Source organism: Enterobacter sp. DSM 30060 (assembly GCF_013375955.1).
Lineage (GTDB): Bacteria > Pseudomonadota > Gammaproteobacteria > Enterobacterales > Enterobacteriaceae > Enterobacter > Enterobacter intestinihominis.
In genome coordinates this window covers 4,156,144-4,183,032 of record NZ_CP056118.1, presented here as the reverse complement: position 1 = coordinate 4,183,032, position 26,889 = coordinate 4,156,144, and the positions used below count along the sequence as shown (strand labels likewise).

General features: G+C 55.8%; 20 protein-coding genes. 8 read left to right on the top strand and 12 right to left on the bottom strand.

Annotation, left to right across the window (positions count from 1 at the left end; all coding sequences use genetic code 11):
* Positions 1–46: 46 nt before the first annotated feature.
* Entirely contained in the window at positions 47–2,146 is a 2,100-nt protein-coding gene (gene fusA, locus HWQ15_RS19950; RefSeq protein ID WP_023330144.1) for an elongation factor G, read from the top strand.
* Positions 2,147–2,194: 48 nt separating this feature from the next.
* Here fusA and HWQ15_RS19945 read toward each other — a convergent pair whose 3' ends face one another.
* Complete coding sequence (locus HWQ15_RS19945; RefSeq protein ID WP_045622528.1) at positions 2,195–2,767, bottom strand: flavin reductase family protein; 573 nt, start codon at positions 2,765–2,767, stop codon at positions 2,195–2,197.
* Positions 2,768–2,872: 105 nt separating this feature from the next.
* On the opposite strand from HWQ15_RS19945, the gene nhoA reads away from it, so the two are divergent.
* Complete coding sequence (gene nhoA, locus HWQ15_RS19940) at positions 2,873–3,718, top strand: N-hydroxyarylamine O-acetyltransferase (RefSeq protein WP_046621439.1); 846 nt, start codon at positions 2,873–2,875, stop codon at positions 3,716–3,718.
* A gap of 76 nt (positions 3,719–3,794) precedes the next feature.
* Here the strand turns inward: nhoA and narI are convergent, their stop codons facing one another.
* From narI to HWQ15_RS19910, 6 genes are all read right to left on the bottom strand, one after another.
* The gene (gene narI / locus HWQ15_RS19935) at positions 3,795–4,475 is read right to left on the bottom strand and encodes a respiratory nitrate reductase subunit gamma (RefSeq protein ID WP_022648214.1); all 681 of its coding nucleotides are present in this window, start codon (positions 4,473–4,475) and stop codon (positions 3,795–3,797) included.
* Positions 4,472–5,167: a nitrate reductase molybdenum cofactor assembly chaperone gene (gene narW / locus HWQ15_RS19930; RefSeq protein WP_022648213.1), complete on the bottom strand. Its 696-nt coding sequence runs from the start codon at positions 5,165–5,167 to the stop codon at positions 4,472–4,474. Before narW ends, narI begins: the two co-directional genes overlap by 4 nt.
* A complete protein-coding gene (gene narH, locus HWQ15_RS19925; RefSeq protein ID WP_022648212.1) occupies positions 5,167–6,711 on the bottom strand; it encodes a nitrate reductase subunit beta in 1,545 nt (514 codons plus the stop codon). Before narH ends, narW begins: the two co-directional genes overlap by 1 nt.
* Positions 6,708–10,448: a nitrate reductase subunit alpha gene (locus HWQ15_RS19920; protein WP_023306262.1), complete on the bottom strand. Its 3,741-nt coding sequence runs from the start codon at positions 10,446–10,448 to the stop codon at positions 6,708–6,710. Before HWQ15_RS19920 ends, narH begins: the two co-directional genes overlap by 4 nt.
* Before the next feature lie 67 nt (positions 10,449–10,515).
* Positions 10,516–11,901, bottom strand: coding sequence for a NarK family nitrate/nitrite MFS transporter (locus HWQ15_RS19915; protein ID WP_023300179.1), 1,386 nt, complete (start codon positions 11,899–11,901; stop codon positions 10,516–10,518).
* 210 nt (positions 11,902–12,111) lie between these two features.
* Positions 12,112–12,687, bottom strand: a complete 576-nt coding sequence (locus HWQ15_RS19910; RefSeq protein ID WP_038416103.1) for a TetR family transcriptional regulator — start codon at positions 12,685–12,687, stop codon at positions 12,112–12,114.
* 116 nt (positions 12,688–12,803) lie between these two features.
* Between HWQ15_RS19910 and HWQ15_RS19905 the strand changes: the two genes are divergently transcribed.
* Entirely contained in the window at positions 12,804–14,294 is a 1,491-nt protein-coding gene (locus HWQ15_RS19905) for an MFS transporter (protein ID WP_063148925.1), read from the top strand.
* A gap of 44 nt (positions 14,295–14,338) precedes the next feature.
* Here HWQ15_RS19905 and ompC read toward each other — a convergent pair whose 3' ends face one another.
* Positions 14,339–15,412 carry a porin OmpC gene (gene ompC, locus HWQ15_RS19900; RefSeq protein ID WP_063148924.1) on the bottom strand — a complete coding sequence of 358 codons (1,074 nt, stop codon included), beginning with the start codon at positions 15,410–15,412 and terminating at the stop codon, positions 14,339–14,341.
* Positions 15,413–16,036: 624 nt separating this feature from the next.
* A complete protein-coding gene (yddG, locus tag HWQ15_RS19895; RefSeq protein WP_063148923.1) occupies positions 16,037–16,915 on the bottom strand; it encodes an aromatic amino acid DMT transporter YddG in 879 nt (292 codons plus the stop codon).
* A gap of 220 nt (positions 16,916–17,135) precedes the next feature.
* Here yddG and fdnG point away from each other — a divergent pair, with 220 nt between their 5' ends.
* Genes fdnG through fdnI form a run of 3 tightly spaced genes read left to right on the top strand, consistent with a single transcriptional unit; the run spans position 17,136 to position 21,728 of the window.
* Positions 17,136–20,183, top strand: coding sequence for a formate dehydrogenase-N subunit alpha (gene fdnG, locus HWQ15_RS19890; protein ID WP_139153384.1), 3,048 nt, complete (start codon positions 17,136–17,138; stop codon positions 20,181–20,183).
* A gap of 11 nt (positions 20,184–20,194) precedes the next feature.
* Positions 20,195–21,079, top strand: coding sequence for a formate dehydrogenase subunit beta (gene fdxH, locus HWQ15_RS19885; RefSeq protein WP_063148921.1), 885 nt, complete (start codon positions 20,195–20,197; stop codon positions 21,077–21,079).
* Positions 21,072–21,728, top strand: coding sequence for a formate dehydrogenase-N subunit gamma (fdnI, locus tag HWQ15_RS19880; protein ID WP_023300174.1), 657 nt, complete (start codon positions 21,072–21,074; stop codon positions 21,726–21,728). Before fdxH ends, fdnI begins: the two co-directional genes overlap by 8 nt.
* A gap of 59 nt (positions 21,729–21,787) precedes the next feature.
* On the opposite strand, the gene ppk2 is transcribed toward fdnI, so the two are convergent.
* On the bottom strand, positions 21,788–22,606 hold the full coding sequence (ppk2, locus tag HWQ15_RS19875) for a polyphosphate kinase 2 (RefSeq protein WP_022648203.1): 819 nt from the start codon (positions 22,604–22,606) through the stop codon (positions 21,788–21,790).
* Positions 22,607–22,767: 161 nt separating this feature from the next.
* Here ppk2 and araJ point away from each other — a divergent pair, with 161 nt between their 5' ends.
* The gene (araJ, locus tag HWQ15_RS19870; protein WP_063148920.1) at positions 22,768–23,943 is read left to right on the top strand and encodes an MFS transporter AraJ; all 1,176 of its coding nucleotides are present in this window, start codon (positions 22,768–22,770) and stop codon (positions 23,941–23,943) included.
* 39 nt (positions 23,944–23,982) lie between these two features.
* Here the strand turns inward: araJ and HWQ15_RS19865 are convergent, their stop codons facing one another.
* On the bottom strand, positions 23,983–25,185 hold the full coding sequence (locus tag HWQ15_RS19865) for an NAD(P)/FAD-dependent oxidoreductase (RefSeq protein ID WP_063148919.1): 1,203 nt from the start codon (positions 25,183–25,185) through the stop codon (positions 23,983–23,985).
* Positions 25,186–25,315: 130 nt separating this feature from the next.
* On the opposite strand from HWQ15_RS19865, the gene HWQ15_RS19860 reads away from it, so the two are divergent.
* Complete coding sequence (locus HWQ15_RS19860; RefSeq protein WP_022648200.1) at positions 25,316–25,825, top strand: Rrf2 family transcriptional regulator; 510 nt, start codon at positions 25,316–25,318, stop codon at positions 25,823–25,825.
* Positions 25,826–25,864: 39 nt separating this feature from the next.
* Here the strand turns inward: HWQ15_RS19860 and adhP are convergent, their stop codons facing one another.
* Complete coding sequence (adhP, locus tag HWQ15_RS19855; RefSeq protein ID WP_022648199.1) at positions 25,865–26,875, bottom strand: alcohol dehydrogenase AdhP; 1,011 nt, start codon at positions 26,873–26,875, stop codon at positions 25,865–25,867.
* Positions 26,876–26,889 lie beyond the last annotated feature (14 nt).

The window sequence follows — 26,889 nt, the reverse complement described above, 5'->3', positions numbered from 1 at the left end:
CTATCCTGGTCGTCACAAACCCGTCATGAAGACGTAAGGAAATATCATGCCCCGACCCATTCCACTCGAACGTTATCGCAACATCGGTATCTCCGCGCATATCGATGCGGGCAAAACAACCACCACTGAGCGCATCCTGTTTTACACCGGGATGAGCCACAAGCTGGGTGAAGTACACGATGGCGCGGCAACCACCGACTGGATGGCGCAGGAGCAGGAGCGCGGGATCACCATTACGTCGGCGGCGGTGAGCTGTTTTTGGCCCGGCATGGACAGAGGCTTTGAACCGCACCGCATCAATATTATCGACACCCCCGGGCATGTGGATTTCACCATTGAGGTGGAACGTTCCATGCGTGTGCTCGACGGCGCGGTGATGGTTTATGACTCCGTCGGCGGCGTGCAGCCGCAGTCGGAAACCGTCTGGCGTCAGGCGAATAAATATCACGTCCCGCGTCTGGCATTCGTCAACAAAATGGACCGCCCGGGTGCGGATTTCTTCCGCGTGGTGCGGATGATGCAGGAGCGGCTGAAAGCTAATCCGGTCCCGATTGTGATCCCAGTGGGCGCAGAGGAACACTTCACCGGCGTGGTTGATCTCATCAAGATGCGCACCATTCTTTGGGATGATGCGACCCAGGGCATGGCGTTCACCTACGCGCCGGTGCCCGACGATCTGCTGAGCACCGCGCAGACGTGGCGAGAAAAAATGGTCTCGTCTGCGGCAGAAGCCAGCGATGAGCTTATGGATAAGTACCTTGAGACGGGCGAACTGGATGAGGCGGAAATCATCAAAGGGCTGCGGATCCGGACTATCTCCGGTGAAATACAGCCCATGCTGTGCGGCAGCGCTTTCAAGAACAAGGGTGTGCAGCGCATGCTCGACGCGGTGATTGAATTGATGCCGTCTCCACTGGACGTGCCCGCTATTGATGGGGTAGACGAAGACGGACAGCACGCCGAGCGCCACCCAAGCGATGATGAACCATTCTCTGCGCTGGCCTTCAAGCTGATGAGCGATCCGTACGTCGGACAGTTGACCTTTATTCGCGTCTATTCCGGCATACTGCGCAAAGGCGACGCGGTTTATAACCCGGTGAAGGGCAAAAAAGAGCGAATCGGGCGCATCGTGCTGATGCATGCCAACGACCGCCATGAGGTGGACGAGCTGCGCACAGGGGATATCGCAGCCTGTGTCGGGCTGAAAGACGTCACCACCGGTGACACGCTGACCGACCCGAATGCGGTGATCACCCTTGAACGGATGGAGTTCCCGGACCCGGTTATTTCGCTGGCGATTGAGCCGAAAACCAAGGCCGATCAGGAGAAAATGGGGATCGCCCTACAGCGCCTGGCGGCGGAGGATCCGTCTTTCCGTCTGCACACGGACGAAGAGTCCGGTCAGACCATTATCTCCGGGATGGGCGAACTGCATCTCGAAATCATCGTTGACCGCATGAAGCGTGAGTTTGGCGTTGAGGCAAACATTGGTCGTCCGCAGGTCACCTACCGTGAAACCCTGCGTAAAGCGGTGAAGGATATTGAAGGTAAATTTGTCCGACAGTCCGGCGGGAAAGGGCAGTACGGTCATGTGGTCCTGAGTCTGGAGCCGTTAGCAGCCGGAAGTGGTTTTGTGTTTGAAGATGCCACCAAAGGCGGGGTAGTTCCACGGGAGTACATCCCGTCGGTGGAAAAAGGCTTGAGAGAAGCCATGAATACGGGGGTGCTGGCGGGCTATCCGGTTGTCGATGTGAAAGCGACCCTGACGTTTGGTTCCTACCATGACGTTGACTCCTCGGAGATGGCCTTCCGCATGGCGGCGATCCTCGGCTTCAAAGAGGGCGCGCGGCGGGCGGATCCGGTTATTCTTGAGCCGGTGATGCACGTTGAGGTGGAAACGCCGGAAGAGTATGCCGGGAACATTATGGGCGATCTCTCCTCCCGCCGCGGCATGGTGCAGGGGATGGCAGAGCAGTACGGCAGCCAGATTATTCGCGCTGACGTCCCGCTGGCTGAAATGTTTGGCTACGCCACCACGCTGCGCTCGATGTCCCAGGGGCGCGCGACGTATACGATGGAGTTCCATCATTTTGCGGAAGCTCCGCGGAATGTGGCGGATGAGATTATTGCGAAGCGTGTTAAGTAATAAAAAGCCCTCTTCCTCAGGAAGAGGGCTTTTCTTTTTTGAGATGCGTTAATCCAGCGCCTTCACCATCTTCCCACTCGTCACAAACGTCCCGGCCCCCAGATGATGCAGCGTATTCAGCTTATCCCCGTCAAACTGCCAGCGTCCGGAGACAAATGCGCGTTCATCTGCCGCGGCGGAAACCACTTCGCCAAACAGGGTGTCATATTTCTCGGCCGCAGAAGTGACAGGTAATAACCGACACTCCATCCACGCCAGACATTTCTCTTCTATAACCGGCAGACCAAGCTCAGGGCCATGAATAACCGGGATCCCGTAGCAGTTAAATTTATCCTCGTCGCGCCCGCTGACGCTGCCGACCGCCCAGGTCCAGTTGGCTGCCGCCACGCCGGGGATCACAATGCCGAATTTCCCGCTGCGTTCGATCAACTCCCGTGACCACGCGCTTTTGTCTACCACGATCGCGATACGCGGGGGTTCAAATTCCACCGGCATAGACCATGCGGCGGCCATGACGTTGCGACGATCGATGGTCTCATCCCGGCTGGTGATGAGCACGGTTGGACCGTGATTCAGAAGACGGCTGGCATGACGTAATTCAACAGGACGAAAGTGGCTCATAGGATCTCCTCATGTACACGATGAGTATGCCGAAAAAGCACTTTTGCGCATATGCATTAGGGAAAATAGTTTATAAACAGGGGATATCACATCATGGAGCAAATCATGTCCCCATTTCTGAGTGCTTATTTTGCCCGCACGGGCTGGCAGCAGCCCGTACAGGTTAATATCGATACCCTGCGGGGGCTCCATTTACACCATAACTGCGCGATCCCTTTTGAAAATATTGACGTCGTTTTGCCGCGGGAAATCCATTTGGACGACGGGTGTCTGGTGGATAAACTGGTCACCGCGCGTCGGGGGGGATATTGCTTCGAGCAAAATGGCCTGTTTGAACGGGTGTTGCGCGAAGTTGGGTTTACGGTACGCAGCGTGCTGGGGCGGGTTGTGCTGGCGAATCCGTCGCAGATGCCGCCGCGCACGCACCGGTTGCTGCTGGTTGAGCTGAACGGCGAGCGCTGGATCGCTGATGTAGGATTTGGCGGACAAACGCTGACGGCGCCGATTCGTTTGATCGCCAACGAGGAGCAGGAAACCCCGCACGGGTGCTATCGTTTGCTGAGCGAGGGTAACGACTGGGTACTGCAATTCCGCCATCACGAGCACTGGCAGTCAATGTACCAATTTGACCTGGGGACGCAGTACTTCAACGATTACGTGATGGGTAACTTCTGGTCGGCGCACTGGCCTCAGTCCCATTTTCGTCATCACCTGCTGATGTGTCGCCACCTGCCGGACGGGGGCAAGCTGACGCTGACCAACTTTAATTTTACCCACTGGCAGAACGGTCATGTGGAGGAGCAGATCCATTTGCCGGATGCGGAGGCGCTATATAAGCTGATGCAGGAGCGGTTTGGCCTGGGCGTTGATGACCCGAAGCACGGCTTTACGCTGGCAGAGCTGACGGCCGTGATGGCGGGGTTTGATACGCATCCGCAGGCGGGGAAATAGCCCGGTGGCGGCTACGCCTTTCCGGGCCTACGGGAGTATACGTAGGTCGGGTAAGGCGTAGCCGCCACCCGACAAATCAACGGCGCGATCTTACCACCTGATACCGACGCGTGAAGTACTCAAACGGCGCGCTCCACACGTGCACCAGGCGGGTGAACGGGAAGATGAGGAAGATCGTCATCCCCAGCACCAGATGCACGCGGAAGATCGGCGCGACGCCGCTCAGCATTTCCGACGAGCCGCCCTTAAACGTGACGATACCCTGCGCCCAGCCGACCAGCTTCATCATCTCGCTTCCGTCAGGGTACTGAGCGGAGAAAGGAATGGTCGACAGCCCAAGGATGCACTGAAGCAGCAGGATACTCATGATGATAATATCCGGCGTGGTGGACGTGGCGCGCACCCGCTGGTTGAACAGGCGTCGGATCAAAAGCATCGACCCACCGATCAGCGTCAGCACCCCGCAAATACCTCCCGCAATCATGGCTAACTGCTGTTTAACCGCGACGGGTAAAAACCAGGCGTACATCCAGTGCGGGGTTAACATGCCGAACAGGTGCCCGAAGAAGATCCCCAGAATCCCAATATGAAACAGGTTCGAAGCCCAGTTCATCCCGCGCTTGCTGAGCATCTGGCTTGATGACGCCCGCCAGGTGTACTGCCCATAGTCGTAGCGCAACCAACTGCCGAGGAAGAAGACGGTGGCGCAGATGTACGGATAAATGTCATAGAAAAACACGTTCAGGTAATGAGTCATTTTGGGCCTCCGGCGCTGACGTCCACGTACTGCGGCGCGACGTCCTGGCTAAAGCGTCGTTGATATTGCTGCATCGGCGAACTGTCGCACGATGTGGCGTTGTCTTCGATAAACTTGACCTGTTCCTCTTCCCACACGGCGTCCAGCGCCTGACGGGTATCATCCCGTTTTTCACCGGATACCTGTTTCGCCACGCTGTCGCTGGAAAGCCGTGTTTCCGCCAGCGACAGCAGGGCGTCAAACAGCTGGTAATGCGCTACCTCGCGCTGTTTCAGGCGGCCTCCAATCAGCGCCAGTATAGGCGCGACGTTTTGCAGCCCTTCACGCGCCTCGTCGTCGCTGACGATACTGAGATATTCCAGATAGAGCGGCAGATAGTCCGGCAGCTCGCGGCAATCCAGCTCCAGCCCGGCTTTCTCATACTGGCTCATCAGGTCGACCATCGCCTGACCGCGATCGCGGGACTCGGCGTGAACGTGCTCGAACAGCAGTAGTGAAGTCGCGCGCCCCCGCTCGAAAACTTCACACCATTCGGCCTGCTTATCCAGCAGCGGGGCGCTCAGGTGCTGCTGCGCAAACGGCAGTAGCATGGGCGCATCCTGTTCCACCAGGGAAAGCGCTTCTTCACGGTTATCCCAAAGCAGCTCATCGGGATACTCAATCAGTAGCGCGATGATTTTAAGGATCTGCATTATTCTCCCTCCCCGTGATCGCGCACCTCGGTAATGTTGATCGCGTCGATGCGGCTGCTGTTGAAAAGGTTGAATTTGGTGTCGGAGCCGTGACAGCCGTCACCGAAGGTGAAGCCGCAGCCGTTTTTCTCCGGGAAGGCGTCGCGCGCCATTTCGCGGTGGCTGGTCGGGATCACGAAGCGGTCTTCGTAGTTAGCGATGGCCAGATATCGGTACATCTCCTCAACCTGCGCTTCGGTCAGGCCCACTTCCTCAATGGCGCGGGTATCGGTCACGCCTTCCACGGTCTGGGAGCGTTTGTAGTGGCGCATCGCCATCATGCGCTTCAGAGCGCGCAGCACCGGGCCGGTATCGCCCGCGCTGAGCATATTTGCCAGGTATTGCACCGGGATGCGCAGGCTTTCGACCGCAGGCAGTACACCGTCGCTCTGCGGCAGACCACCCGCGTCCGCGTAGGACTGAATCGGTGACAGCGGCGGCACATACCAGACCATCGGCAGGGTGCGGTATTCCGGATGCAGCGGCAGGGCGAGCTTCCAGTCCATCGCCATTTTGTAAACCGGGGAACGCTGCGCTGCGTCGATGACGTTCTGCGGGATGCCCTGCTTCAGGGCTTCTTCAATCACCGCCGGATCGTTCGGGTTAAGGAACACGTCGCACTGGCGCTCATACAGATCGGTTTCATGCTCGGTGCTGGCCGCCTCTTCAATACGGTCCGCGTCATACAACAGCACGCCAAGGTAGCGGATGCGTCCAACGCAGGTTTCTGAGCAGACGGTCGGCTGGCCGGACTCGATGCGCGGATAGCAGAAGATGCACTTCTCTGACTTGCCGCTTTTCCAGTTGAAGTAGATTTTCTTGTACGGACAGCCGCTGATGCACAGTCGCCAGCCGCGGCATTTGTCCTGGTCGATCAGCACAATGCCGTCCTCTTCGCGTTTGTAAATCGCACCGCTCGGGCAGGTGGCAACGCAACTCGGGTTGAGGCAATGCTCGCACAGGCGCGGCAGGTACATCATGAAGGTGTTTTCGAACTGGCCGTACATCTCTTTCTGGATCTTCTGAAAGTTTCGGTCGCGGGCGCGTTTTTCGAACTCGCCGCCCAGCAGCTCCTCCCAGTTTGGTCCCCAGACGATCTTATCCATCCGCTTACCGTCAATCAGCGAGCGGGGGCGGGCGGTAGGGAGGTGATCCCCCTCCGGGGCGCGGTGCAGATCCTGGTAATCGAAGGTGAAAGGTTCATAGTAATCGTCAATCTGCGGCAACACGGGGTTGGCGAAAATTTTCGACAGGACGCCCATTTTTCCGCCGAGGCGCGGGGTCAGCTTGCCGTGAATACTGCGGATCCATCCGCCTTGCCACTCATCCTGATCTTCCCAGTTTTTCGGATAGCCGATACCCGGTTTGGTTTCGACGTTATTAAACCACGCATACTCCATCCCTTCGCGCCCGGTCCAGACGTTCTTACAGGTGACCGAGCAGGTGTGGCAGCCAATGCATTTATCGAGATTCAGTACCATGCCAACCTGTGAGCGTATTTTCATTTTTTCGCCTCCTGAACCTGATCCCGACCTTCGCCGTCCAGCCAGTTAATGTTTTTCATTTTGCGGATCATAATGAACTCGTCGCGATTCGAGCCGACGGTGCCGTAATAGTTAAAGCTGTACGCCAGCTGCGCGTAGCCGCCAATCATGTGGGTCGGTTTCGGACAGACGCGGGTGACCGAGTTGTGGATCCCGCCGCGCCGTCCGGTCACTTCTGACCCCGGAATGTTCAGAATGCGCTCCTGAGCGTGGTACATCATGGTCATGCCCGGCGGCACGCGCTGGCTAACCACCGCGCGGGCGGTGAGGGCGCCGTTGGCGTTGAAGGCTTCGATCCAGTCGTTGTCCTCAATCCCCAGCTCGCGCGCGTCGGTTTCGCTGATCCAGACGATTGGCCCCCCGCGTGACAGGGTCTGCATCAGCAGGTTTTCGCTGTAGGTGGAGTGAATGCCCCATTTCTGGTGCGGCGTCAGGAAGTTAAGCGCTTTTTCCGGGAAGCCGTTCGGCGGGATCTCGCGCATATGGGTGACGCTGCGGGTATCAATCGGTGGACGATAGGCCACCAGACTTTCACCGAAGGCGCGCATCCAGGTGTGATCCTGATACAGCTGCTGGCGGCCGGAAATCGTGCGCCACGGGATCAGCTCGTGAACGTTGGTATAGCCTGCGTTATACGAGACATGCTCGCTCTCAAGGCCGGACCACGTTGGGCTGGAGATAATTTTGCGCGGCTGCGCCTGAATATCGCGGAAGCGAATTTTCTCGTCTTCTTTGTTCAGCGCCAGATGGGTGTGATCGCGCCCGGTCAGTTCGCCGAGGGCCTCCCAGGCTTTGACCGCGACCTGACCGTTGGTTTCCGGCGCAAGAGCGAGGATCACCTCTGAAGCATCAATGGCGGTTTCAATGCGTGGTCGGCCTTTGGCCGGTCCGTCGAGCTTGACGTAATTGAGCTTGCCGAGGAAATCGACTTCGTTTTGCGTGTTCCACGATATGCCTTTTCCGCCGTTGCCGAGTTTGTCCAGCAGCGGACCGAGAGAAGTGAAGCGCTCGTAGGTTTCCGGATAGTTGCGCTCGACGACCGCAATGTTTGGCGCGGTTTTACCGGGGATGAGATCGCACTCGCCTTTGCGCCAGTCCAGAATATCAAAAGGCTGCGACAGTTCCCCCGGGGAGTCATGCTGTAGCGGCTGTAGCACCACGTCAGTTTCGGTGCCGAGATGCCCGACGCACACTTCAGAGAAGACTTTGGCGATGCCTTTGTAGATCTCCCAGTCGCTGCGGGACTCCCACGCGGGGTCAACGGCGGCAGAGAGCGGGTGAATAAACGGATGCATGTCCGAGGTATTCATATCGTCTTTTTCATACCAGGTGGCGGTCGGCAGGACGATATCGGAGAACAGGCAGGTGCTGGACATACGGAAATCGAGCGTCACCAGCAGATCCAGCTTGCCCTCAATGGCGGCGGTTTGCCATTCAACCTCTTCAGGTTTGACATCATCCGTTGAGCCTAAATCCTCGCCCTGAATCCCGCTCTCGGTGCCAAGCAGGTATTTGAGCATGTACTCATGGCCTTTTCCGGACGAGCCAAGCAGGTTAGAACGCCAGACAAACAGGTTGCGCGGGTGGTTCTTGCCGTTGTCCGGCTGTTCGCAGGCAAAGCGAATATCGCCCGATTTTAACGCCTGCACGGTGTAATCCTGCGGCGACATCCCGGCGGCGTCGGCGCGGGCCTTAACGTGCAGCGGGTTGAGGTTGAGCTGCGGCGCGGAAGGGAGCCAGCCCATGCGCTCGGCGCGGACGTTGAAATCAATCAGGTGACCGGTGAATTTCGACGCGTCTGCAAGAGGAGAAAGCAGCTCCTGTGCGGTGAGCTTCTCATAGCGCCACTGGCTGGCGTGGTTGTAGAAGTAAGAGGTGCTGTTCATCTGGCGCGGCGGACGGTTCCAGTCCAGCGCGAAGGCCAGCGGCAGCCAGCCGGTTTGCGGACGCAGTTTCTCCTGGCCGACATAGTGCGACCAGCCGCCGCCGCTCTGCCCGACGCAGCCGCAGAAGACCAGCATGTTGATCATCCCCCGGTAGTTCATGTCCATGTGGTACCAGTGGTTCACACCGGCCCCGAGGATGATCATCGAACGACCATGGGTCTTGTGCGCCGTGTCGGCAAATTCACGGGCGATTTTTTCTATCAGGTAAGCGGGGACGCCGGTAATTTGTTCGCCCCAGGCCGGGGTGTAGGCTTTGATCTCGGCGTAGTTTGCCGCCGCGTTACTGTCTTCCAGACCGCGATCGAGGCCGTAGTTTGCGAGCACCAGATCGTACACGCTGACCACGCGTCTCTGGCTGCCGTCGGCCAGCGTCAGGGTTTTACTCGGTACGCGGCGAGTCAGCACCGGCTCCTGCTTCACGCTGCGGAAATGCGGGTTCTCGTTGCCCCCGAAGTAAGGGAAGGCCACGTCTGCCACACTGTCGTGGGTGATGAGCAGGGAAAGCGTCAGCTCGGTCTCCTGTCCCGCGGCCAGCGACTCCAGGTTCCATTTGCCTTTTTCGCCCCAGCGGAAACCGATAGAGCCGTTCGGCGCCACCAGATTTCCGGCTACGTCAAAGGCGATGGTTTTCCACTCCGGATTATTGGTTTCACCCAGCCCGTCGGCCAGATCCGACGCGCGCAGCATGCGGCCCGGCACCACGCGACCGTCAGCCTGTTCATCCAGCAGGACCAGCATCGGCATGTCGGTGTAGCGGCGGCAATAGTTGAGGAAGTAATCGCTCGGGTTATCAAGGTGGAACTCTTTGAGGATCACATGCCCCATCGCCATGGCGAGGGCGCTGTCGGTACCCTGTTTTGGGGCCAGCCACTGGTCGCTGAGCTTCGCCACCTCCGAGAAGTCCGGCGTAATGGCGACGGTCTTGGTGCCTTTGTAACGCACTTCGGTAAAGAAGTGGGCGTCCGGGGTACGCGTCTGCGGCACGTTCGAGCCCCAGGCAATGATATAGCTGGAGTTGTACCAGTCCGCCGATTCCGGCACGTCGGTCTGCTCGCCCCAGGTCATCGGCGATGCCGGAGGCAGATCGCAGTACCAGTCATAGAAGCTCAGGCAGGTGCCGCCGAGCAGGGAGAGATAGCGCGTACCGGCGGCATAAGAGACCATCGACATGGCCGGGATGGGGGAAAAACCGGCTACCCGATCCGGGCCGTAGTTTTTGATGGTCCAGACGTTGGCGGCAGCAATCAGCTGGTTAAGCTCTTTCCAGTTTGAGCGGATAAACCCGCCTTTACCGCGCGCCTTTCTGTAGCTTTGCGCTTTCTGTGGATCGTTCTGAATGGCATCCCAGGCCAGCACCGGATCGGTATGCTGCGCCAGCGCCTCGCGCCAGAGCTCGATCAGCCTGCGGCGTACCAGCGGGTACTTGAGACGGTTGGCGCTGTAGAGATACCAGGAGTAGCTTGCGCCACGCGGGCAGCCGCGCGGTTCGTGGTTAGGCAGGTCAGGGCGGGTACGCGGGTAGTCGGTCTGCTGGGTTTCCCATGTCACCAGGCCATTTTTGACATAAATCTTCCAGCTACAGGAGCCGGTGCAGTTAACGCCGTGGGTGGATCGCACAATCTTGTCGAACTGCCAGCGCTGACGGTAGCTGTCCTCCCAGTCGCGGTTGGTGTGGTACACCTGGCCGTGCCCATCGGCGAAACTGTCGCCTTTTGTTTTGAAGTAACGGAAGCGGTCCAACAGTTTGCTCATGACATTTCTCCTGCTTCGATAACATGGCCGGAGGGTGAGGCATCACGCTCCGGCGAAGAGGTAGTTATTATTTTTGTGAGGATTTGCGGCCGTACACCAGCCAAGTGACGAGCACGCAGACGATGTAAAACACGAGGAAGACTTTCATGGCACCCACCGGGGAACCGGTCATCGCCAGGGAGGTGCCAAAGGCTTTGGGAATAAAGAACCCGCCCACCGCACCGATGGCAGAGATAAAGCCCAGCGCCGCAGCCGTTTCGGTCACCGCTTCATGCTGTGCCTGTTCATCGCTCCCGCCCTGTTTTTTCACGCGGTCGAGGGTGATTTGGCGAAAGATAATCGCGATCATCTGGAAGGTCGAGCCGCTACCCAGGCCTGCGGTCAGAAACAGGCCCATAAAGACCAGATAGAAGGCGATAAAGCTGCCTGAACCAGACCCGGGGAGCGTCAGGAAAATCAGGGCGCTAAAGATGGCCATAAAGACGAAGTTGATCAGCGTCACCCTTACGCCGCCCAGCCTGTCTGAAATCATCCCGCCAGCCGAACGCGCCAGGGCGCCGATCAGTGGGCCAAAGAAGGCGAGGTGGAGGATATTAACGTCGGGAAACTGGGTTTTCGACAGCATGGCAAAGCCTGCCGAGAAACCGATAAACGAGCCGAAGGTTGCCAGATAAAGCAGGCTCAGCAGCCAGAGATGAAAGCGCTTAAGCACCGGAAGCTGGCTGGCAATGGACGCTTTCGAGCTGGCGATGTCATTCATGCCAAAAAACGCCGCAATGGTGGCCAGAATCAGCAGCGGCGCCCAGATCCACGCCGCGTTCGCCAGCCACATCGTCGAGCCATCCTCCTGCGGTACGCCGTGCACGCCGAGGAAGGTAAACATCGGCAGGAAAATCACCAGCGGCGCAACCAGCTGCATCACACTCACGCCCAAGTTACCCAGCCCGCCGTTAATGCCCAGTGCGCTGCCCTGTCTGGCTTTCGGGAAGAAGAAGCTGATGTTTCCCATACTGGAAGCGAAGTTGGCACCGGCAAAACCGCACAGCAGTGCGATGATGATGAAGATCCAATAGGGCGTGGCGGTATTCTGGATGGCGATCCCAAGCCAGACACAGGGTACGACCAGGATAACGGTACTTAACACGGTCCAGTAACGTCCGCCAAATATCGGTACCATAAAAGAGTAGGGGACACGCAATATCGCGCCGGAGAGAGAAGGTAATGCCGTTAGCATAAAAAGCTGATCGGTGCTGAAATTAAATCCGACCTTATTAAGATTTACCGCAATAGCGCTAAACAACATCCAGACGCAAAACGCGAGCAGCAAACACCCCACGGAAATCCACAGGTTTCTTCGTGCGATATGTTTCCCTTTATTCTCCCAAAATTGCGCGTTTTCCGGTTTCCAGTTACTCAACAGATGCTGATTACTCTTCTCGCTTTGATGTGACATATCACCCTCTTGCTTACCGAAGTGGAGAGAAAAAAGAAGGAAAAACAGAAAGATACCTGTCAGTGGCGTATGAAATTTATAGGATGTTATGGGATACATCTGAAAGGATAGATAAAAAAGCGAATCCCTGAGTTTGGAATGGGAATCAGGGTTCGCTTTATGTGTTACTAATTGTAACTCTTTGCGGAAATTAATACTCCGATGGGAGTATTAAAACAATTCGAGGGAGATAAGTTTATCCAGATGCTTATTAAATGCCGCGTCGTCCATTTCAGGCATATTTAAGACGTATATGCCATCCAGGCCACATACCAGACCAATTAAACGCCAGGCGATATTTTCCGGCTGATCAGCAAGCGTAAAGGCGTTGGCCTCCGCCCCGGCGCGGATAATTGCGACCGTTTCCTGGTGCCACATCTCCATGGTCAAAACGTAGGCGCCTTTGATATCGCTATCCCGGCTGGCGAGAATTTGCGCCTCCCGCCACAGTCGAATGTAGGGCTCAAACCCGCCGTCATCGCTGCCGAGCATGGCATGCAGGCGCTCGCGCCAGCCTGCGTTTTCGCCAACGATTTCAGCATCCAGCAAATTGCGGATCAGCCTGACAAACGCCAGCGATTTAAGCTCGCCCGCCGACGCAAAGTGGTGATGCACCTGCCCGGTGGCGACGCCCGCTTCGGTAGCGATTCGGCGCACGGTCATCGCAGCGAATCCTTCGGTCAGCGCCACGCGCATTGCGGCCTGTAGGATCTCTTCCCGCCGCTCGTCCTTGCTCAGATAACGCATAATTTCTCACTCTCAATGGCAACGAAACGAGTGTAACAAAGAGCTGGACAAGTGTTCAACTTTACGTAGGATCGCAATCTGGACATGTGTCCAGTTTTTAAATGAAAAGGAAATTTATGTTTCGTCAGTGGTTAGCGTTAGTGATTATCGTGCTGGTGTATATCCCGGTGGCGATTGACGCGACGGTGCTGCACGTGGCGGCGCCAACATTGAGCATGACGCTGGGTGCCAGCGGCAACGAATTGCTGTGGATTATTGATATTTACTCGCTGGTGATGGCGGGGATGGTGCTGCCGATGGGGGCGCTGGGCGATCGCATAGGTTTTAAGCGCCTGCTGATGATCGGCAGCGTGCTGTTTGGCCTGTCATCGTTAGCGGCGGCTTTTGCGCCGTCCGCGGGCTGGCTGATTGCCGCCCGCGCGTCGCTGGCGATTGGCGCGGCGATGATCATTCCGGCTACGCTTGCAGGGATCCGCACGCTGTTTATTGACGTGCGGCACCGTAACATCGCCCTTGGCGTCTGGGCTGCCGTTGGGTCGGGCGGCGCGGCGTTTGGCCCGCTGATTGGCGGCATGCTGCTGGAGCACTTTTACTGGGGTTCGGTCTTCCTGATTAACGTGCCGATCGTGCTGATCGTGGTTTCGCTTGCTGCGCACTTTGTGCCTGCTCAGCAGGGGCGGCCCGAGCAGCCGCTCAATATCAGCCATGCCATTATGCTGATTGTCGCCATTTTACTGCTGGTCTACAGCGCCAAAACCGCCCTGAAAGGGGTGCTGTCGCCGTGGATGGTGGCCTCTACGCTGCTTACCGGGGCGGTGATGCTGTTTATTTTCGTCCGTATCCAGCTGCGCGCGCGCGTGCCAATGATCGACATGCGTCTGTTTTGCCATCGCATTATTTTAAGCGGCGTGGTCATGGCGATGACCGCCATGATTGCGCTGGTGGGCTTTGAACTGCTGATGGCGCAGGAGTTGCAGTTCGTGCATGGTTTTACGCCGTTTGAAGCAGGGATATTTATGCTGCCGGTGATGGTGGCGAGCGGATTTAGCGGGCCGATCGCGGGTGTGCTGGTCGGGCGTCTGGGGCTGCGCATTGTCGCGACCGGAGGCATGGGGCTAAGCGCGATCAGTTTTATCGGCCTGTCGACGCTCGATTTCAGCACCCAACAGTGGCAGGCGTGGAGCCTGATGGTGCTGCTGGGCTTCAGTGCCGCCAGCGCACTGCTGGCATCGACGTCAGCGATCATGGCTGCCGCGCCGAAAGAGAAAGCGGCCGCCGCAGGCGCGATCGAAACCATGTCCTACGAGCTGGGCGCTGGTCTCGGGATCGCCATTTTCGGTCTGCTGTTAACCCGCAGCTTTTCGGCGTCAATTGTACTGCCGCAGGGGCTGAGCGCGTCGCTGACCGATAAAGCCTCGTCGTCCATTGGTGAAGCGATGAAGGTCGCGCAGGAGCTGACGCCGTCACTGGCCGAGCCGGTGATGACGGCGGCGAAAACCGCGTTCATCACCTCGCACAGCGTGGCCCTGGGCAGTGCGGGAGCCATGCTGATGATTCTGGCGATCGGGATCTGGTTTAGTCTGGCGAAGGTCGGAGGGCAGCAGTAAAAAAAAGGCCAGCCGCGAGGGCTGGCCTTTTGAACTAACACATCTTAGAACTGGTAGGTCAGACCTACAGCCACGATGTTGTCGGTAGCCACTTTGGCATCTTTGGTGAACTGGCTGTCATCCACGAGGTTGATTTTGTAATCAACGTAGGTGGACATGTTTTTGTTGAAGTAGTAGCTCGCGCCAACGTCAACGTATTCAACCAGGTCCTGGTCGCCATAAGAACCGATGTCTTTACCTTTGGATTTCAGGTAAGCGATGGATGGACGCAGACCGAAGTCAAACTGGTACTGAGCCACAACTTCGAAGTTCTGTGCTTTGTTGGCAATGTGACCGCTACCGAACGCCGTCATGTTGCGGGTTTCAGAGTAGGTGGTTGCCAGGTAGATGTTGTTCGCATCGTACTTCAGGCCAGCAGCCCAGACTTCTGCGTTTTCGCCACCGGCGTTCAGGTTGCTTGCAGCACGAACCTGACGGTCAGTACGGTCAGATTTCGCGTAGGTCGCACCCACACCGAAGCCGTCGAATTCATAGGTAGAAGACAGACCCCAGCCGTCACCGTTGGATTCGGTGATCTCTGTACGGTCGTTTTTACCCTGGTACTGGGCAGCCACGTTCAGGCCGTCAACCAGACCAAAGAAGTCGGTGTTACGGTAGGTGGCAACGCCAGTGGTACGACCGGTCATGAAGCCGTCAGTCTGCGTCCAGGTATCGCCACCGAACTCTGGCAGAACGTCAGTCCATGCGCCGATGTCATAAGCAACACCGTAGTTACGACCGTAGTCGAAGGAACCGAATTCATCGAATTTCAGACCAGCGAAGGCCAGACGGGTTTTGTTGCCGTCGGAACCCTGAGCTTCAGAGCGGTTGCCCTTGAACTCATATTCCCACTGGCCGTATCCGGTCAGTTGATCGTTGATCTGAGTTTCACCTTTGAAGCCCAGACGAACGTACGTTTTGTCGCCGTCGCTACCAGCATCATCAGAAAAATAGTGCAGACCAGTAACTTTGCCGTACAGATCCAGTTTGTTACCGTCTTTGTTAAAAACTTCAGCCGCGTTAACAACGCCAGCCGCCAACATGGAAGTCACTGCCACTGCAACTAATTTAAGTTTCATCTTAACTAACCCTTATAATTTTATTTAGGTATTTCCTAAGCCACCTGAGCGATTTTTAAACGAGGCTTATCGTCAATGGCAGACTATTTTTAAAATTCCGTAGACTGCTTTCAATAATAAGTTTCAAAATATTAAAGATAATTTCAATTAGTGTGATCCTGATCCGATAAATTTCCCTTAAATCGCTCAATAAGGTTAATTTATATACATAAATTGATTATTAACAAAACACGATAATAAGGCTGGAAATAGTTGCCATGCGTTTTTGTTTTTAGAGAGAGATAAAAGGGCTTGGCAGGTAATGTCAAGGAATGGGGCGCGTTATTGACTTTTAAAACAGTGGCTTGTGGATTTATCTTGGAGCCTGCAACTGTTTTTTAAAAGAAACATCCAGAAATAAACTATTGCACTATGTGCTATATAGTGCGGGAATATTGGGGTTGAATTAATTACCTGCGTTGTCAGTTTATGTCAATTTCCACAACGGATCTGACTTTTTATGAGTACTCTATACAGAAATAGAAATACATACGAATGTTATAAATAATATTCTTTACTGTGATCACATATTAAAATAATGTTAATTTTTACCGGGCATAATTCGTGCCCGGTAAAATTAAAATGCTATTTTCGGGTGGCATACCAGCAAAGTAATGATCCTGCGCAAACCATTAATGCACCTTGCCAGAATGAGAATGAAAGCGGAGAGCTCAGCATAATAGCCGCCAGCGCGGCAGAGAGTACCGGGGTGAAGTAGGAGACGGCCGCAAGCACCGTGACGTTACCGTGGAGGATCCCAATGTTCCAGGCGGCGTAGCCAAAGCCAAGGGCAACACCACACATCAACAGCTTCACGACTACCGGCACGCTGAATACCATTTCGGGCTGATCGCTGACGGCATATTTGACCCACAGGCTCAGGGCGGTCAGCAGGACGAAAAGAGTAATGCCATTTTGCCCTCTGGCATACCTGCTGGTGACGGTGCAGTAGGCGGCCCAGATAAAGGCACCGGCAAATGCCAGCCCGTAGCTCAGCGGGCTGGAAACGATGTTTTGCATGATGTCGTGAACGTGCAGCCCGTTTTCGCCGCCTAAGACCCAGCCCACGCCCAACAGGGAGATCGCTAAGCCGGGGATCACCCACAGGGTGGATTTTTGTCCGTTGAAAAAAATGGCGAACACAATCGTCAGGCTTGGCCAGAGATAATTGACCATGCCCACCTCAATTGCCTGCGAGCGCGTCGCGGCAAAGCCAAGCGACAGGGCAAGGCACATTTCATAGCTGACAAACAGGACGCTGCCCGCAATGAGATAGCCTTTCGAAAACCGTTTAATATCAGGGAAACCTACCGTCGCCAGACACAATAATCCGCTGACGGTGTAGATCATCGCTGCGCCCCCCACCGGGCCAAGTCCCTCACTGACGCTGCGGATGAGACCCACCATGGTGCTCCACAGCAGTATGGCCACCAGACCAATCAGCGTTGCTCTTTTTCTGTCCATTACCCTGCCAGTCTCATAAAAATCAAAGTGTAAACTTATAGCATCTAACCCATTCACCAGGCGAATTTTCTGTTTCGCGGTTAACCCGAAAGGAGTAATAAATCATACCGGCGGTGACTATTAAGGGGGCGAAGTTCGGCGACCTTGATTTGACGCAAAAAAAACAGGGGCTTTGCTGTTAGTTTGCGGCGCGAAGTCTTATCAGATAACGAGGACAGCAATGGACGTCAGCCGCAGACAATTTTTTAAAATCTGCGCGGGCGGTATGGCCGGAACAACAGCCGCAATGCTGGGATTCGCTCCCAAAATGGCGCTGGCTCAGGCACGCAACTATAAACTGCTGCGCGCGAAAGAGATCCGTAACACCTGCACATACTGCTCCGTGGGTTGTGGGCTATTAATGTATAGCCTGGGTGATGGCGCGAAGAACGCCAAAGAAGCGATTTATCATATTGAAGGGGACCCGGACCATCCGGTGAGCCGCGGGGCGCTTTGCCCGAAAGGGGCGGGGCTGCTGGACTACGTCCATAGTGAAAACCGTCTGCGCTATCCGGAATATCGTGCGCCGGGCTCTGATAAATGGCAGCGCATCTCCTGGGACGAGGCCTTCTCACGTATTGCAAAACTGATGAAAGCGGATCGCGACGCCAACTTTATTGAAAAGAACGAGCAGGGCGTTACGGTAAACCGCTGGACCTCCACCGGGATGCTGTGTGCATCTGCGGCAAGTAATGAGACCGGCATGCTGACGCAAAAATTTGTGCGCTCCCTCGGCATGCTGGCGGTTGATAACCAGGCGCGCGTCTGACACGGACCAACGGTAGCAAGTCTTGCTCCAACATTTGGTCGCGGTGCGATGACCAACCACTGGGTTGATATCAAAAACGCAAACGTCGTGGTGGTGATGGGCGGTAACGCCGCTGAAGCCCATCCGGTGGGATTCCGCTGGGCGATGGAAGCGAAAAACAACAACGATGCGACGCTGATTGTCGTCGATCCACGCTTTACGCGTACGGCATCGGTGGCTGATATTTATGCGCCGATACGCTCCGGTACGGATATTACGTTCCTTTCCGGCGTGCTGTTGTACCTGATCGAAAACAATAAGATTAACGCGGAATACGTTAAGCATTACACCAATGCCGGCCTGCTGGTGCGGGAAGATTTCGCCTTCGAAGATGGCCTGTTCAGCGGCTATGACGCAGAGAAACGTCAGTACGATAAATCGTCCTGGAACTATCAATTCGACGAAAACGGCTACGCGAAACGCGATGAGACCCTGACCGATCCGCGCTGCGTGTGGAACTTGCTGAAACAGCATGTTTCCCGTTATACGCCAGACGTGGTGGAAAACATCTGCGGTACGCCGAAAGCAGACTTCCTGAAAGTATGTGAAGTGCTGGCCTCCACCAGTGCCGCCGACAGAACAACCACCTTCCTGTACGCGCTGGGCTGGACGCAGCATACCGTGGGCGCGCAGAACATCCGTACCATGGCGATGATCCAGCTGCTGCTCGGCAACATGGGGATGGCCGGTGGTGGTGTGAACGCCCTGCGCGGACACTCCAACATTCAGGGCTTAACCGATCTCGGCCTGCTGTCGACCAGCCTGCCGGGTTACCTGACCCTGCCGTCGGAGAAGCAGACCGACTGGCAAAGCTGGCTTGACGCCAACACGCCAAAAGCGACGCGTCCGGACCAGGTGAACTACTGGAGTAACTATCCGAAGTTTGCCGTCAGTCTGATGAAATCGTTCTACGGCGATGCGGCGCAGAAAGAGAATGACTGGGGCTTTGAGTGGTTGCCGAAATGGGATCAGGCTTACGATGTCATCAAGTATTTCAACATGATGGATAAGGGCGACGTCACCGGGTATATCTGCCAGGGCTTTAACCCGGTGGCGTCATTCCCGGATAAAAACAAAGTCGTTCGCAGCCTGAGCAAGCTGAAGTACATGGTGGTTATCGATCCGCTGGTCACCGAAACGTCTACGTTCTGGCAGAACCACGGCGAGTCTAACGATGTCGATCCGGCATCCATTCAGACCGAGGTGTTCCGCCTGCCATCGACCTGCTTTGCGGAAGAGGACGGTTCTATTGCCAATTCTGGCCGCTGGCTACAGTGGCACTGGAAAGGTCAGGATGCGCCGGGTGAAGCGCGTAATGACGGCGAAATTCTGGCCGGCATTTACCATCGCCTGCGCGAAATGTACCGCACCGAAGGCGGCAAAGGCGCTGAGCCGCTGCTGAAGATGAGCTGGAACTACAAGCAGCCGGATCATCCTGAGTCCGAAGAGGTGGCAAAAGAGAACAACGGCGTGGCGCTGGCCGACCTGTACGATGCCAACGGCAATCTGGTGGCGAAGAAAGGCCAGTTGCTCAATAGCTTCGCGCTGTTGCGTGACGACGGCACCACGGCCTCGTCCTGCTGGATCTACACCGGCAGCTGGACGGAGCAGGGTAACCAGATGGCCAACCGTGATAACGCCGATCCGTCAGGCCTGGGCAACACGCTGGGCTGGGCATGGGCGTGGCCGTTGAACCGCCGCGTACTGTACAACCGTGCCTCCGCAGACGTGAACGGTAAGCCGTGGGATCCGAAACGCATGCTGATCGAGTGGAACGGCACGAAGTGGACGGGGAACGATATCCCGGACTTCAACACCGCCGCGCCGGGCAGCAACACCGGGCCGTTTATCATGCAGCCGGAAGGGTTGGGGCGTCTGTTTGCCATCGACAAGCTGGCGGAAGGGCCGTTCCCGGAACATTACGAGCCGATGGAAACGCCGCTCGGCACTAACCCGCTGCACCCGAACGTAGTTTCCAGCCCGGTAGTGCGTATCTATGAAGATGACGTGCTGCGTTTAGGTAAAAAGGACAAGTTTCCGTATGTCGGAACTACCTACCGCCTGACCGAGCATTTCCATACCTGGACCAAACATGCGCGGCTTAACGCCATCGCGCAGCCGGAACAGTTTGTGGAGATAAGCGAAACGCTGGCGAAGGCGAAAGGCATTGCCAATGGCGATCGCGTGACGGTGAGCAGCAAGCGCGGCTTTATTCGCGCGGTAGCGGTGGTCACCCGTCGTCTGCAAAGTCTGAACGTACACGGCCAGCAGGTAGAAACCGTCGGCATCCCGCTGCACTGGGGCTTTGAAGGGGTGGCGCAGAAAGGTTACATCGCCAATACCCTGACGCCAAACGTCGGCGATTCCAACTCGCAAACGCCGGAGTATAAAGCGTTTCTGGTCAACATCGAGAAAGCGTAAGGAGCGATTAAATGGCGATGGAAACACAAGACATTATTAAACGCTCCGCGACCAACCCGATAACGCCCGCGCCTCGCGCGCGGGACTACAAGGTAGAAGTCGCCAAGCTGATCGATGTCTCCTCCTGCGTGGGCTGTAAGGCATGCCAGGTGGCCTGCTCGGAGTGGAACGATATCCGCGACGAGGTGGGGCACTGCGTTGGCGTTTACGATAACCCGACTGATCTGAGCGCCAAGTCCTGGACGGTGATGCGCTTTAGCGAAACCGACCAGAACGGCAAGCTGGAGTGGCTAATCCGTAAAGACGGCTGTATGCACTGTGAAGATCCGGGCTGCCTGAAGGCATGCCCGTCTGCGGGTGCAATTATTCAGTACGCCAACGGGATCGTCGACTTCCAGCAGGATAACTGTATCGGCTGCGGCTACTGCATCGCAGGCTGTCCGTTTAATATCCCGCGCCTCAATAAAGAAGATAACCGGGTCTATAAATGCACGCTGTGTGTCGATCGCGTCAGCGTCGGACAGGAGCCTGCCTGCGTGAAGACCTGTCCTACCGGGGCTATCCACTTCGGCACCAAAAAAGAGATGCTGGAAGTGGCGCAGCAGCGGGTGGATAAGCTCAAAGCGCGCGGCTATGACAAGGCCGGGATTTATAACCCGCAGGGCGTGGGCGGTACGCACGTCATGTATGTTCTGCACCACAATGACCAGCCGGAGCTGTATCACAATCTGCCGAAGGATCCGGCGATCGATACCTCAATCAACCTCTGGAAAGGGGCGCTTAAGCCGCTCTCAGCGGCGGGCTTTATCGCCACCTTTGCCGGGCTGATTTATCACTACATCGGTATCGGGCCGAATAAAGAGGTGGATGACGACGAGGAGGAGCATCATGAGTAAGTCGAAAATGATAGTGCGCACAAAATTTGTCGATCGCGCCTGTCACTGGACGGTGGTCATCTGCTTCTTCCTGGTGGCGGTATCCGGCATTTCGTTCTTCTTCCCGACGCTACAGTGGCTAACGGAAACCTTCGGGACACCGCAGATGGGGCGCATACTGCATCCGTTCTTCGGCGTACTGATTTTCGTGGTGCTGATGTTTATGTTTGTACGTTTCGTTCATCACAACATCCCTGACAAGCAGGATATTCCGTGGCTAAAAGGGATTGTTGAGGTTCTGAAAGGCAACGAGCATAAAGTCGCGAAGGTGGGCAAATATAACGCCGGGCAGAAGATGATGTTCTGGACCATCATGAGCATGATTTTTGTGCTGCTGGTGACCGGGGTGATCATCTGGCGTCCGTATTTTGCGCACTATTTCCCGATTCAGGTAGTGCGTTATGCGCTGCTGATCCACGCGACCTCGGCCATTATTCTGATCCACGCCATTCTGATCCATATGTATATGGCATTCTGGGTGAAAGGATCGATTAAAGGCATGATTGAAGGGAAGGTGAGCCGCCGCTGGGCGCAGAAGCACCATCCGCGCTGGTACCGCGACATTGAGCGTCTTGAAGCGCAAAAAGAGAGTTCGGAAGGGTTGAAGTAAACCTCGCGCCGTCGGCATTGTCCGGCGGCGCTGCGCTTGTGCTGGTCTGCTTCCCTGTATCAAAACCGCTCTGCAATATACCGGAAGGGATATTTTGTTGGCTTCACTTTGCCGATCTTGCGTTTCGGTAAATCCACCTTGTCAACGTGAATTTCTTTATAGGGGATCTGTGAAAGCAGATGCGAAATAATATTCAACCGAACCCGTTTTTTATCTTCTGAGCGCGCCACAAACCACGGCGCCCAGGCGGTGTCGGTTGCTTTAAACATCGCATCACGGGCGAGGGTATATTCATCCCACAGATTGAAAGATTTTATGTCCATTGGAGACAGCTTCCAGATCTTGCGACCATCATTAATGCGATCGCGCAGGCGGCGTTCCTGCTCTTTTGGCGTTACTTCAAGCCAGTATTTCAACAATATGATCCCGGCATCGACCATCGCTTTTTCCATCACCGGCGTTCCATCAAGAAATTTGTCGGCCTGCTCTTCGGTACAGAAACCCATTACTCTTTCCACGCCTGCGCGGTTGTACCAGCTGCGGTCAAAAATGACGATTTCACCGGCAGAGGGCAGATGGGGAACGTAACGCTGAAAATAGAGCTGACTTTTCTCTTTATCGGTGGGGGCCGGTAACGCAACAACGCGAAACACCCGGGGGCTGACGCGTTCGGTGATGGCTTTGATGGCGCCGCCTTTACCCGCGCCGTCTCGCCCTTCAAAAACAATACAGACCTTTAACCCTTTGGCGACCACCCATTGCTGGAGCTTAACCAGTTCAACATGGAGGCGGCGAAGCTCTTGCTCGTACGCTTTGGTTTTGAGCGGCGCGTTTTTAACGACATCATCAACAACACGGGTTTTCTTCTTACTGACCATGGCGGGTCTCCCTATGGGTCCGGTCGCGGGATCGAGGCCGTACTAAGCGTGTAATCGGCCTGAATGAATGGATTAATGTGTCAGAAAACTGATTTGAACTGGTTCACCATACAAGTTTAATCAATAATGCACGCTGCGTATTTTTTAACAGTGGTCGCGGTATGAAAAAAACAATTTTTTCGTTAGCACTGGCTACCTTTGGCCTGGGGATGGCTGAATTTGGCATTATGGGCGTGCTGACAGAACTGGCTCATGATACGGGCATTTCGATTCCCTCCGCCGGAAATATGATTTCGTTTTACGCTTTTGGCGTGGTGATCGGCGCGCCAATTGTGGCGCTGTTCTCCAGTAAATTTTCGCTGAAAACAACGCTGCTGTTTCTGGTGGCGATGTGCGTCGTCGGTAACGCGCTCTTTACCTTCTCTGACACCTACATGGGGCTAGCGGCGGGGCGCTTAATCTCTGGTTTCCCGCATGGCGCGATTTTCGGTGTGGGGGCGATAATCCTGTCAAAAATTGCGCCACCGGGTAAGGTGACGGTTGCTGTAGCAGGGATGATTGCCGGGATGACCGTTGCCAATTTGCTTGGCGTCCCGCTCGGGACCTGGCTGGGACATGAATTTAACTGGCGTTACACCTTCTTTTTGATTGCCGTCTTTGATGCGCTGGTGATCCTCTCTGTTCTGCTGTGGGTGCCAGACATTCACGACACGACAACCACCCGGCTGACAGAACAATTCCACTTCCTGAAAAAACCGGAACCGTGGCTGATTTTTGCCGCTACGATGTTTGGCAATGCCGGGGTGTTTGCCTGGTTTAGCTTCGTGAAGCCGTTTATGGTCAACGTGTCAGGCTTTTCCGAGGGCGTCATGACCGCGATCATGATGCTGATGGGGCTGGGCATGGTGCTGGGTAATGTCTTCAGCGGCAAGCTGTCGTCGCGCTTTAGCCCGCTGCGCATTGCTGCCACCACCGACATGGTGATTGTGGCTTCGCTGCTGTTACTGTTCGCGTTTGGCGAGCTTAAAACAGCTTCACTGGTAATGGGGTTCGTCTGCTGCGCCGGGCTGTTTGCACTCTCTGCGCCGCTGCAAATACTGCTGCTGCAAAATGCGAAAGGCGGCGAGATGCTGGGAGCCGCAGGCGGGCAAATGGCGTTTAACCTCGGCAGCGCAATAGGCGCGTATTTCGGTGGAATGATGATTACGCTCGGCTTTAGCTGGAGCTATGTCACGCTTCCGGCAGCGATCTTATCCTTCTCAGCAATGACCTCTCTGTTGATGTACGGTTTTTTATGTGCCAAAAAGCGTCAGGCCAACGCAGGAGCGCTGGCCTGATTTCACGCTTTGCCCGCTGGTCGCGGGCACAGGAGGGGACTACACGAATTTCGCCAGTGGGTCAGCGGCGGCAAATGCGACTGCTTTGTCTGCTGCTGGCGGGTAAATCAGTTCGTTGGTGATGGCGACTTTGATCTTTTTGCCTTCCTCGCGCACGGATTTAACACACTGTTCCCAGCCCTCGGTGTACACCGCGCCCCAGCCACCCAGATCCAGACAGGTGACGTAATTCACCTGACGGTAAGGATACGGCTCCAGATTTAACAGGCTGGCAGCTGCGTTATGTCCGGCGAATTTCCCCAGCTGGATCGCGTGCTGGCAGGTCATCAGTGCCGTGTTGCCCGCATCGTCCGTTTTGGCGTGCGCCATATCACCCGTCGCGTAAACCTCCGGATGCGCAGGGACCTGCAACGTGTCGGTGACGATAAGGCGTCCCTGAGTGTCGCGTTCCCCGTCAATTTGCAGGCTGAGGGGGTTAGCTTCTACACCTGCCGTCCACACTACAGTCGCGCTGGCAATGCGCTCTCCGTTTTTCAGCGTCACGCCGCTGGCATCAATAGCTTCAATTTCACTGTTTAAACGCCATTCAACGTCCAGCGCGTTGCTTGCTTCTTCAATGGTGTTACGCAGCGCTTCGCTGTAACGCCCGCCAATGGTTGCACCTCTTTCAACTACGATTACTTTAGTCTTTGTATCGGCGCCGAAGCGGGTGCGAAGACGAGCAGGGAGTTCCGTTGCCAGCTCAATGCCGGTAAAACCGCCGCCACACACGACCACGGTATTGCGTTCTGGGGTGGAGGGGCGCGAAACCAGCGTATCAAGATGTTGCTCGAACAGCCTGGCGGAGTCGAGTTGGTCGATATCAAATGCGTATTCAGTCAGACCGGCAATCGGCGGACGTTTAGTCTGGCTACCGGTTGCGAGGATCAGACGTTCCCAGTTGACTTCGGCAATGGCGCCGTTTGAATCGCGATACAAAACGGTTTTAGATGAGGTATCAATACGTTGTGCTTCGCCCGAAATAAAGGCAATACCCAGTTCAGCAAACAGTTCGGTCAGTAGCGCGACCATCGTCGACACGTTCTCTTCATAAAAACGTGGACGAACGCGCAGTTCCGGCACCGGGGCCAGCACGGCAATGCTGAGGCTATTATTACCTTCCAGAGCAGAAAGACGCGCGGCGCTGACCGCAGCCCACATACCGGAAAACCCACTACCCACAATTAAAATCTGCTTTTTCATTCTCGATCCTTTTGTTCGTCAGGCTGTGTGTCTGACATAACTACCACTATACTTGTCGGAGTTAACTGCGACAACTTCTTTCTGAGTTAAAATTCGTTATAATGCAGCGAACAATGACGCGGAGTGAGCCATGGCGTTTTACAGTTCTGGTGTGGAATATGGCATTCATAGCCTGATGTGTATGGTGGATGCAAAAGGCAATGAGCGTGAGATGAGCGTCCGGGAGATGGCGGCCTTGCAGGGCGTACCGTACGACTATCTTGGGAAGATTTTCACTCGTTTGTCACGCGCGGGGCTGGTTATCAGCACCGAAGGCAAGGGGGGAGGATTCCGGCTGGCGCGTCCGGCAGAGCTGATCAGCGTGCTGGACGTGGCGCACGCCATCGACGGCGATAAGAATATGTTCGAATGTCGGGAAGTGCGTCAGCGCCTGGCGGTATTTGATGAAACGCCACCGGCCTGGGTCTGTGACGGACCGTGCGGGGTGCGATCGGTTATGGACAGCGCGCAGCAGCGGATGGAAGAGGAGTTAGGACGCCATACCATCCTGGATCTGGCGCGGAAGATGTATCGAAAAGCGCCGGACACGTTCCAGATCGAGGTTCAGGAGTGGATTTCCGATCGCCGTTCGTCTACGTGACAGGCCGGGCAGGGCAAACCCGCTACCCGGCCACCGCGGTTAAGAACGTAAATCAATCACCATACGGCCACGGATCTGGCCCTGTTCCATCTCTTTAAAGATGGCGTTGATATCTTCCAGTGGGCGCAGCGTGACTTTCGGAACCACCTTACCTTCAGCCGCAAACTGGAAGGCTTCGAGCAGATCCTGACGAGTACCCACCAGAGAGCCCACCACCTGAATCCCATCCAGGACCAGACGTGGAATATCCAGGCTCATCGCTTCCGGCGGCAGGCCAACAGCCACCACGCGGCCTCCGGCGCGAACCGCGTCAACGGCAGAGTTGAAGGCCGCTTTCGCCACCGCCGTCACCACTGCCGCATGTGCGCCGCCGGTTTTCTCCTGAATCACTTTTGCCGCATCTTCACTGCGGGAGTTCACGGTTAAGTCTGCGCCCATGCTGGCAGCGAGCTTTAACTGCTCGTCATTCACGTCAATGGCGATAACTTTCGCATTAAAGACATTTTTGGCGTATTGCAGTGCGAGGTTGCCCAGACCGCCAAGGCCATAGATCGCAATCCACTGGCCGGGTTTGATCTCAGAGACTTTTACCGCTTTGTAGGTGGTGACACCGGCGCAGGTGATGCTGCTGGCCGCCGCAGAGTCCAGCCCCTCCGGGACTTTAACCGCGTAATCCGCGGTCACGATGCACTCTTCCGCCATGCCGCCGTCGACGGAGTAACCCGCGTTTTTTACGTCACGGCACAGAGTTTCGTTGCCGGTATTACAATATTCACAGTGGCCACAGCCTTCGAAGAACCACGCCACGCTTGCACGATCGCCAACTTTCAGTGACGTGACGCCCGGACCAATCTCTTTGACAATACCAATCCCTTCATGGCCGAGGATCACCCCGGTCTTGTCGCCAAAATCGCCATTTTTAACATGGAGATCGGTATGGCAAACGCCACAGCACTCCATCTTCAGCAGCGCTTCACCATGTTTGAGCGCGCGTAAGGTTTTCTCTGTAACGTTAACCTGATGATCCTGAGTGACAACAGCAGCCTTCATGTGTTTCTCCTTTT

Bases quoted from the DNA above. Each gene is read 5' to 3' on its own strand.
- fdxH (WP_063148921.1), top strand. From the start codon at position 20,195: ATGGCGATGGAAACACAAGACATTATTAAACGCTCCGCGACCAACCCG.
- HWQ15_RS19920 (WP_023306262.1), bottom strand. From the start codon at position 10,448: ATGAGCAAACTGTTGGACCGCTTCCGTTACTTCAAAACAAAAGGCGAC.
- yddG (WP_063148923.1), bottom strand. From the start codon at position 16,915: ATGGACAGAAAAAGAGCAACGCTGATTGGTCTGGTGGCCATACTGCTG.
- HWQ15_RS19915 (WP_023300179.1), bottom strand. From the start codon at position 11,901: ATGTCACATCAAAGCGAGAAGAGTAATCAGCATCTGTTGAGTAACTGG.
- fdnI (WP_023300174.1), top strand. From the start codon at position 21,072: ATGAGTAAGTCGAAAATGATAGTGCGCACAAAATTTGTCGATCGCGCC.
- nhoA (WP_046621439.1), top strand. From the start codon at position 2,873: ATGTCCCCATTTCTGAGTGCTTATTTTGCCCGCACGGGCTGGCAGCAG.
- araJ (WP_063148920.1), top strand. From the start codon at position 22,768: ATGAAAAAAACAATTTTTTCGTTAGCACTGGCTACCTTTGGCCTGGGG.
- narW (WP_022648213.1), bottom strand. From the start codon at position 5,167: ATGCAGATCCTTAAAATCATCGCGCTACTGATTGAGTATCCCGATGAG.
- ompC (WP_063148924.1), bottom strand. From the start codon at position 15,412: ATGAAACTTAAATTAGTTGCAGTGGCAGTGACTTCCATGTTGGCGGCT.
- adhP (WP_022648199.1), bottom strand. From the start codon at position 26,875: ATGAAGGCTGCTGTTGTCACTCAGGATCATCAGGTTAACGTTACAGAG.
- HWQ15_RS19865 (WP_063148919.1), bottom strand. From the start codon at position 25,185: ATGAAAAAGCAGATTTTAATTGTGGGTAGTGGGTTTTCCGGTATGTGG.
- ppk2 (WP_022648203.1), bottom strand. From the start codon at position 22,606: ATGGTCAGTAAGAAGAAAACCCGTGTTGTTGATGATGTCGTTAAAAAC.
- narI (WP_022648214.1), bottom strand. From the start codon at position 4,475: ATGACTCATTACCTGAACGTGTTTTTCTATGACATTTATCCGTACATC.
- HWQ15_RS19860 (WP_022648200.1), top strand. From the start codon at position 25,316: ATGGCGTTTTACAGTTCTGGTGTGGAATATGGCATTCATAGCCTGATG.
- HWQ15_RS19945 (WP_045622528.1), bottom strand. From the start codon at position 2,767: ATGAGCCACTTTCGTCCTGTTGAATTACGTCATGCCAGCCGTCTTCTG.
- HWQ15_RS19910 (WP_038416103.1), bottom strand. From the start codon at position 12,687: ATGCGTTATCTGAGCAAGGACGAGCGGCGGGAAGAGATCCTACAGGCC.
- HWQ15_RS19905 (WP_063148925.1), top strand. From the start codon at position 12,804: ATGTTTCGTCAGTGGTTAGCGTTAGTGATTATCGTGCTGGTGTATATC.
- fusA (WP_023330144.1), top strand. From the start codon at position 47: ATGCCCCGACCCATTCCACTCGAACGTTATCGCAACATCGGTATCTCC.
- narH (WP_022648212.1), bottom strand. From the start codon at position 6,711: ATGAAAATACGCTCACAGGTTGGCATGGTACTGAATCTCGATAAATGC.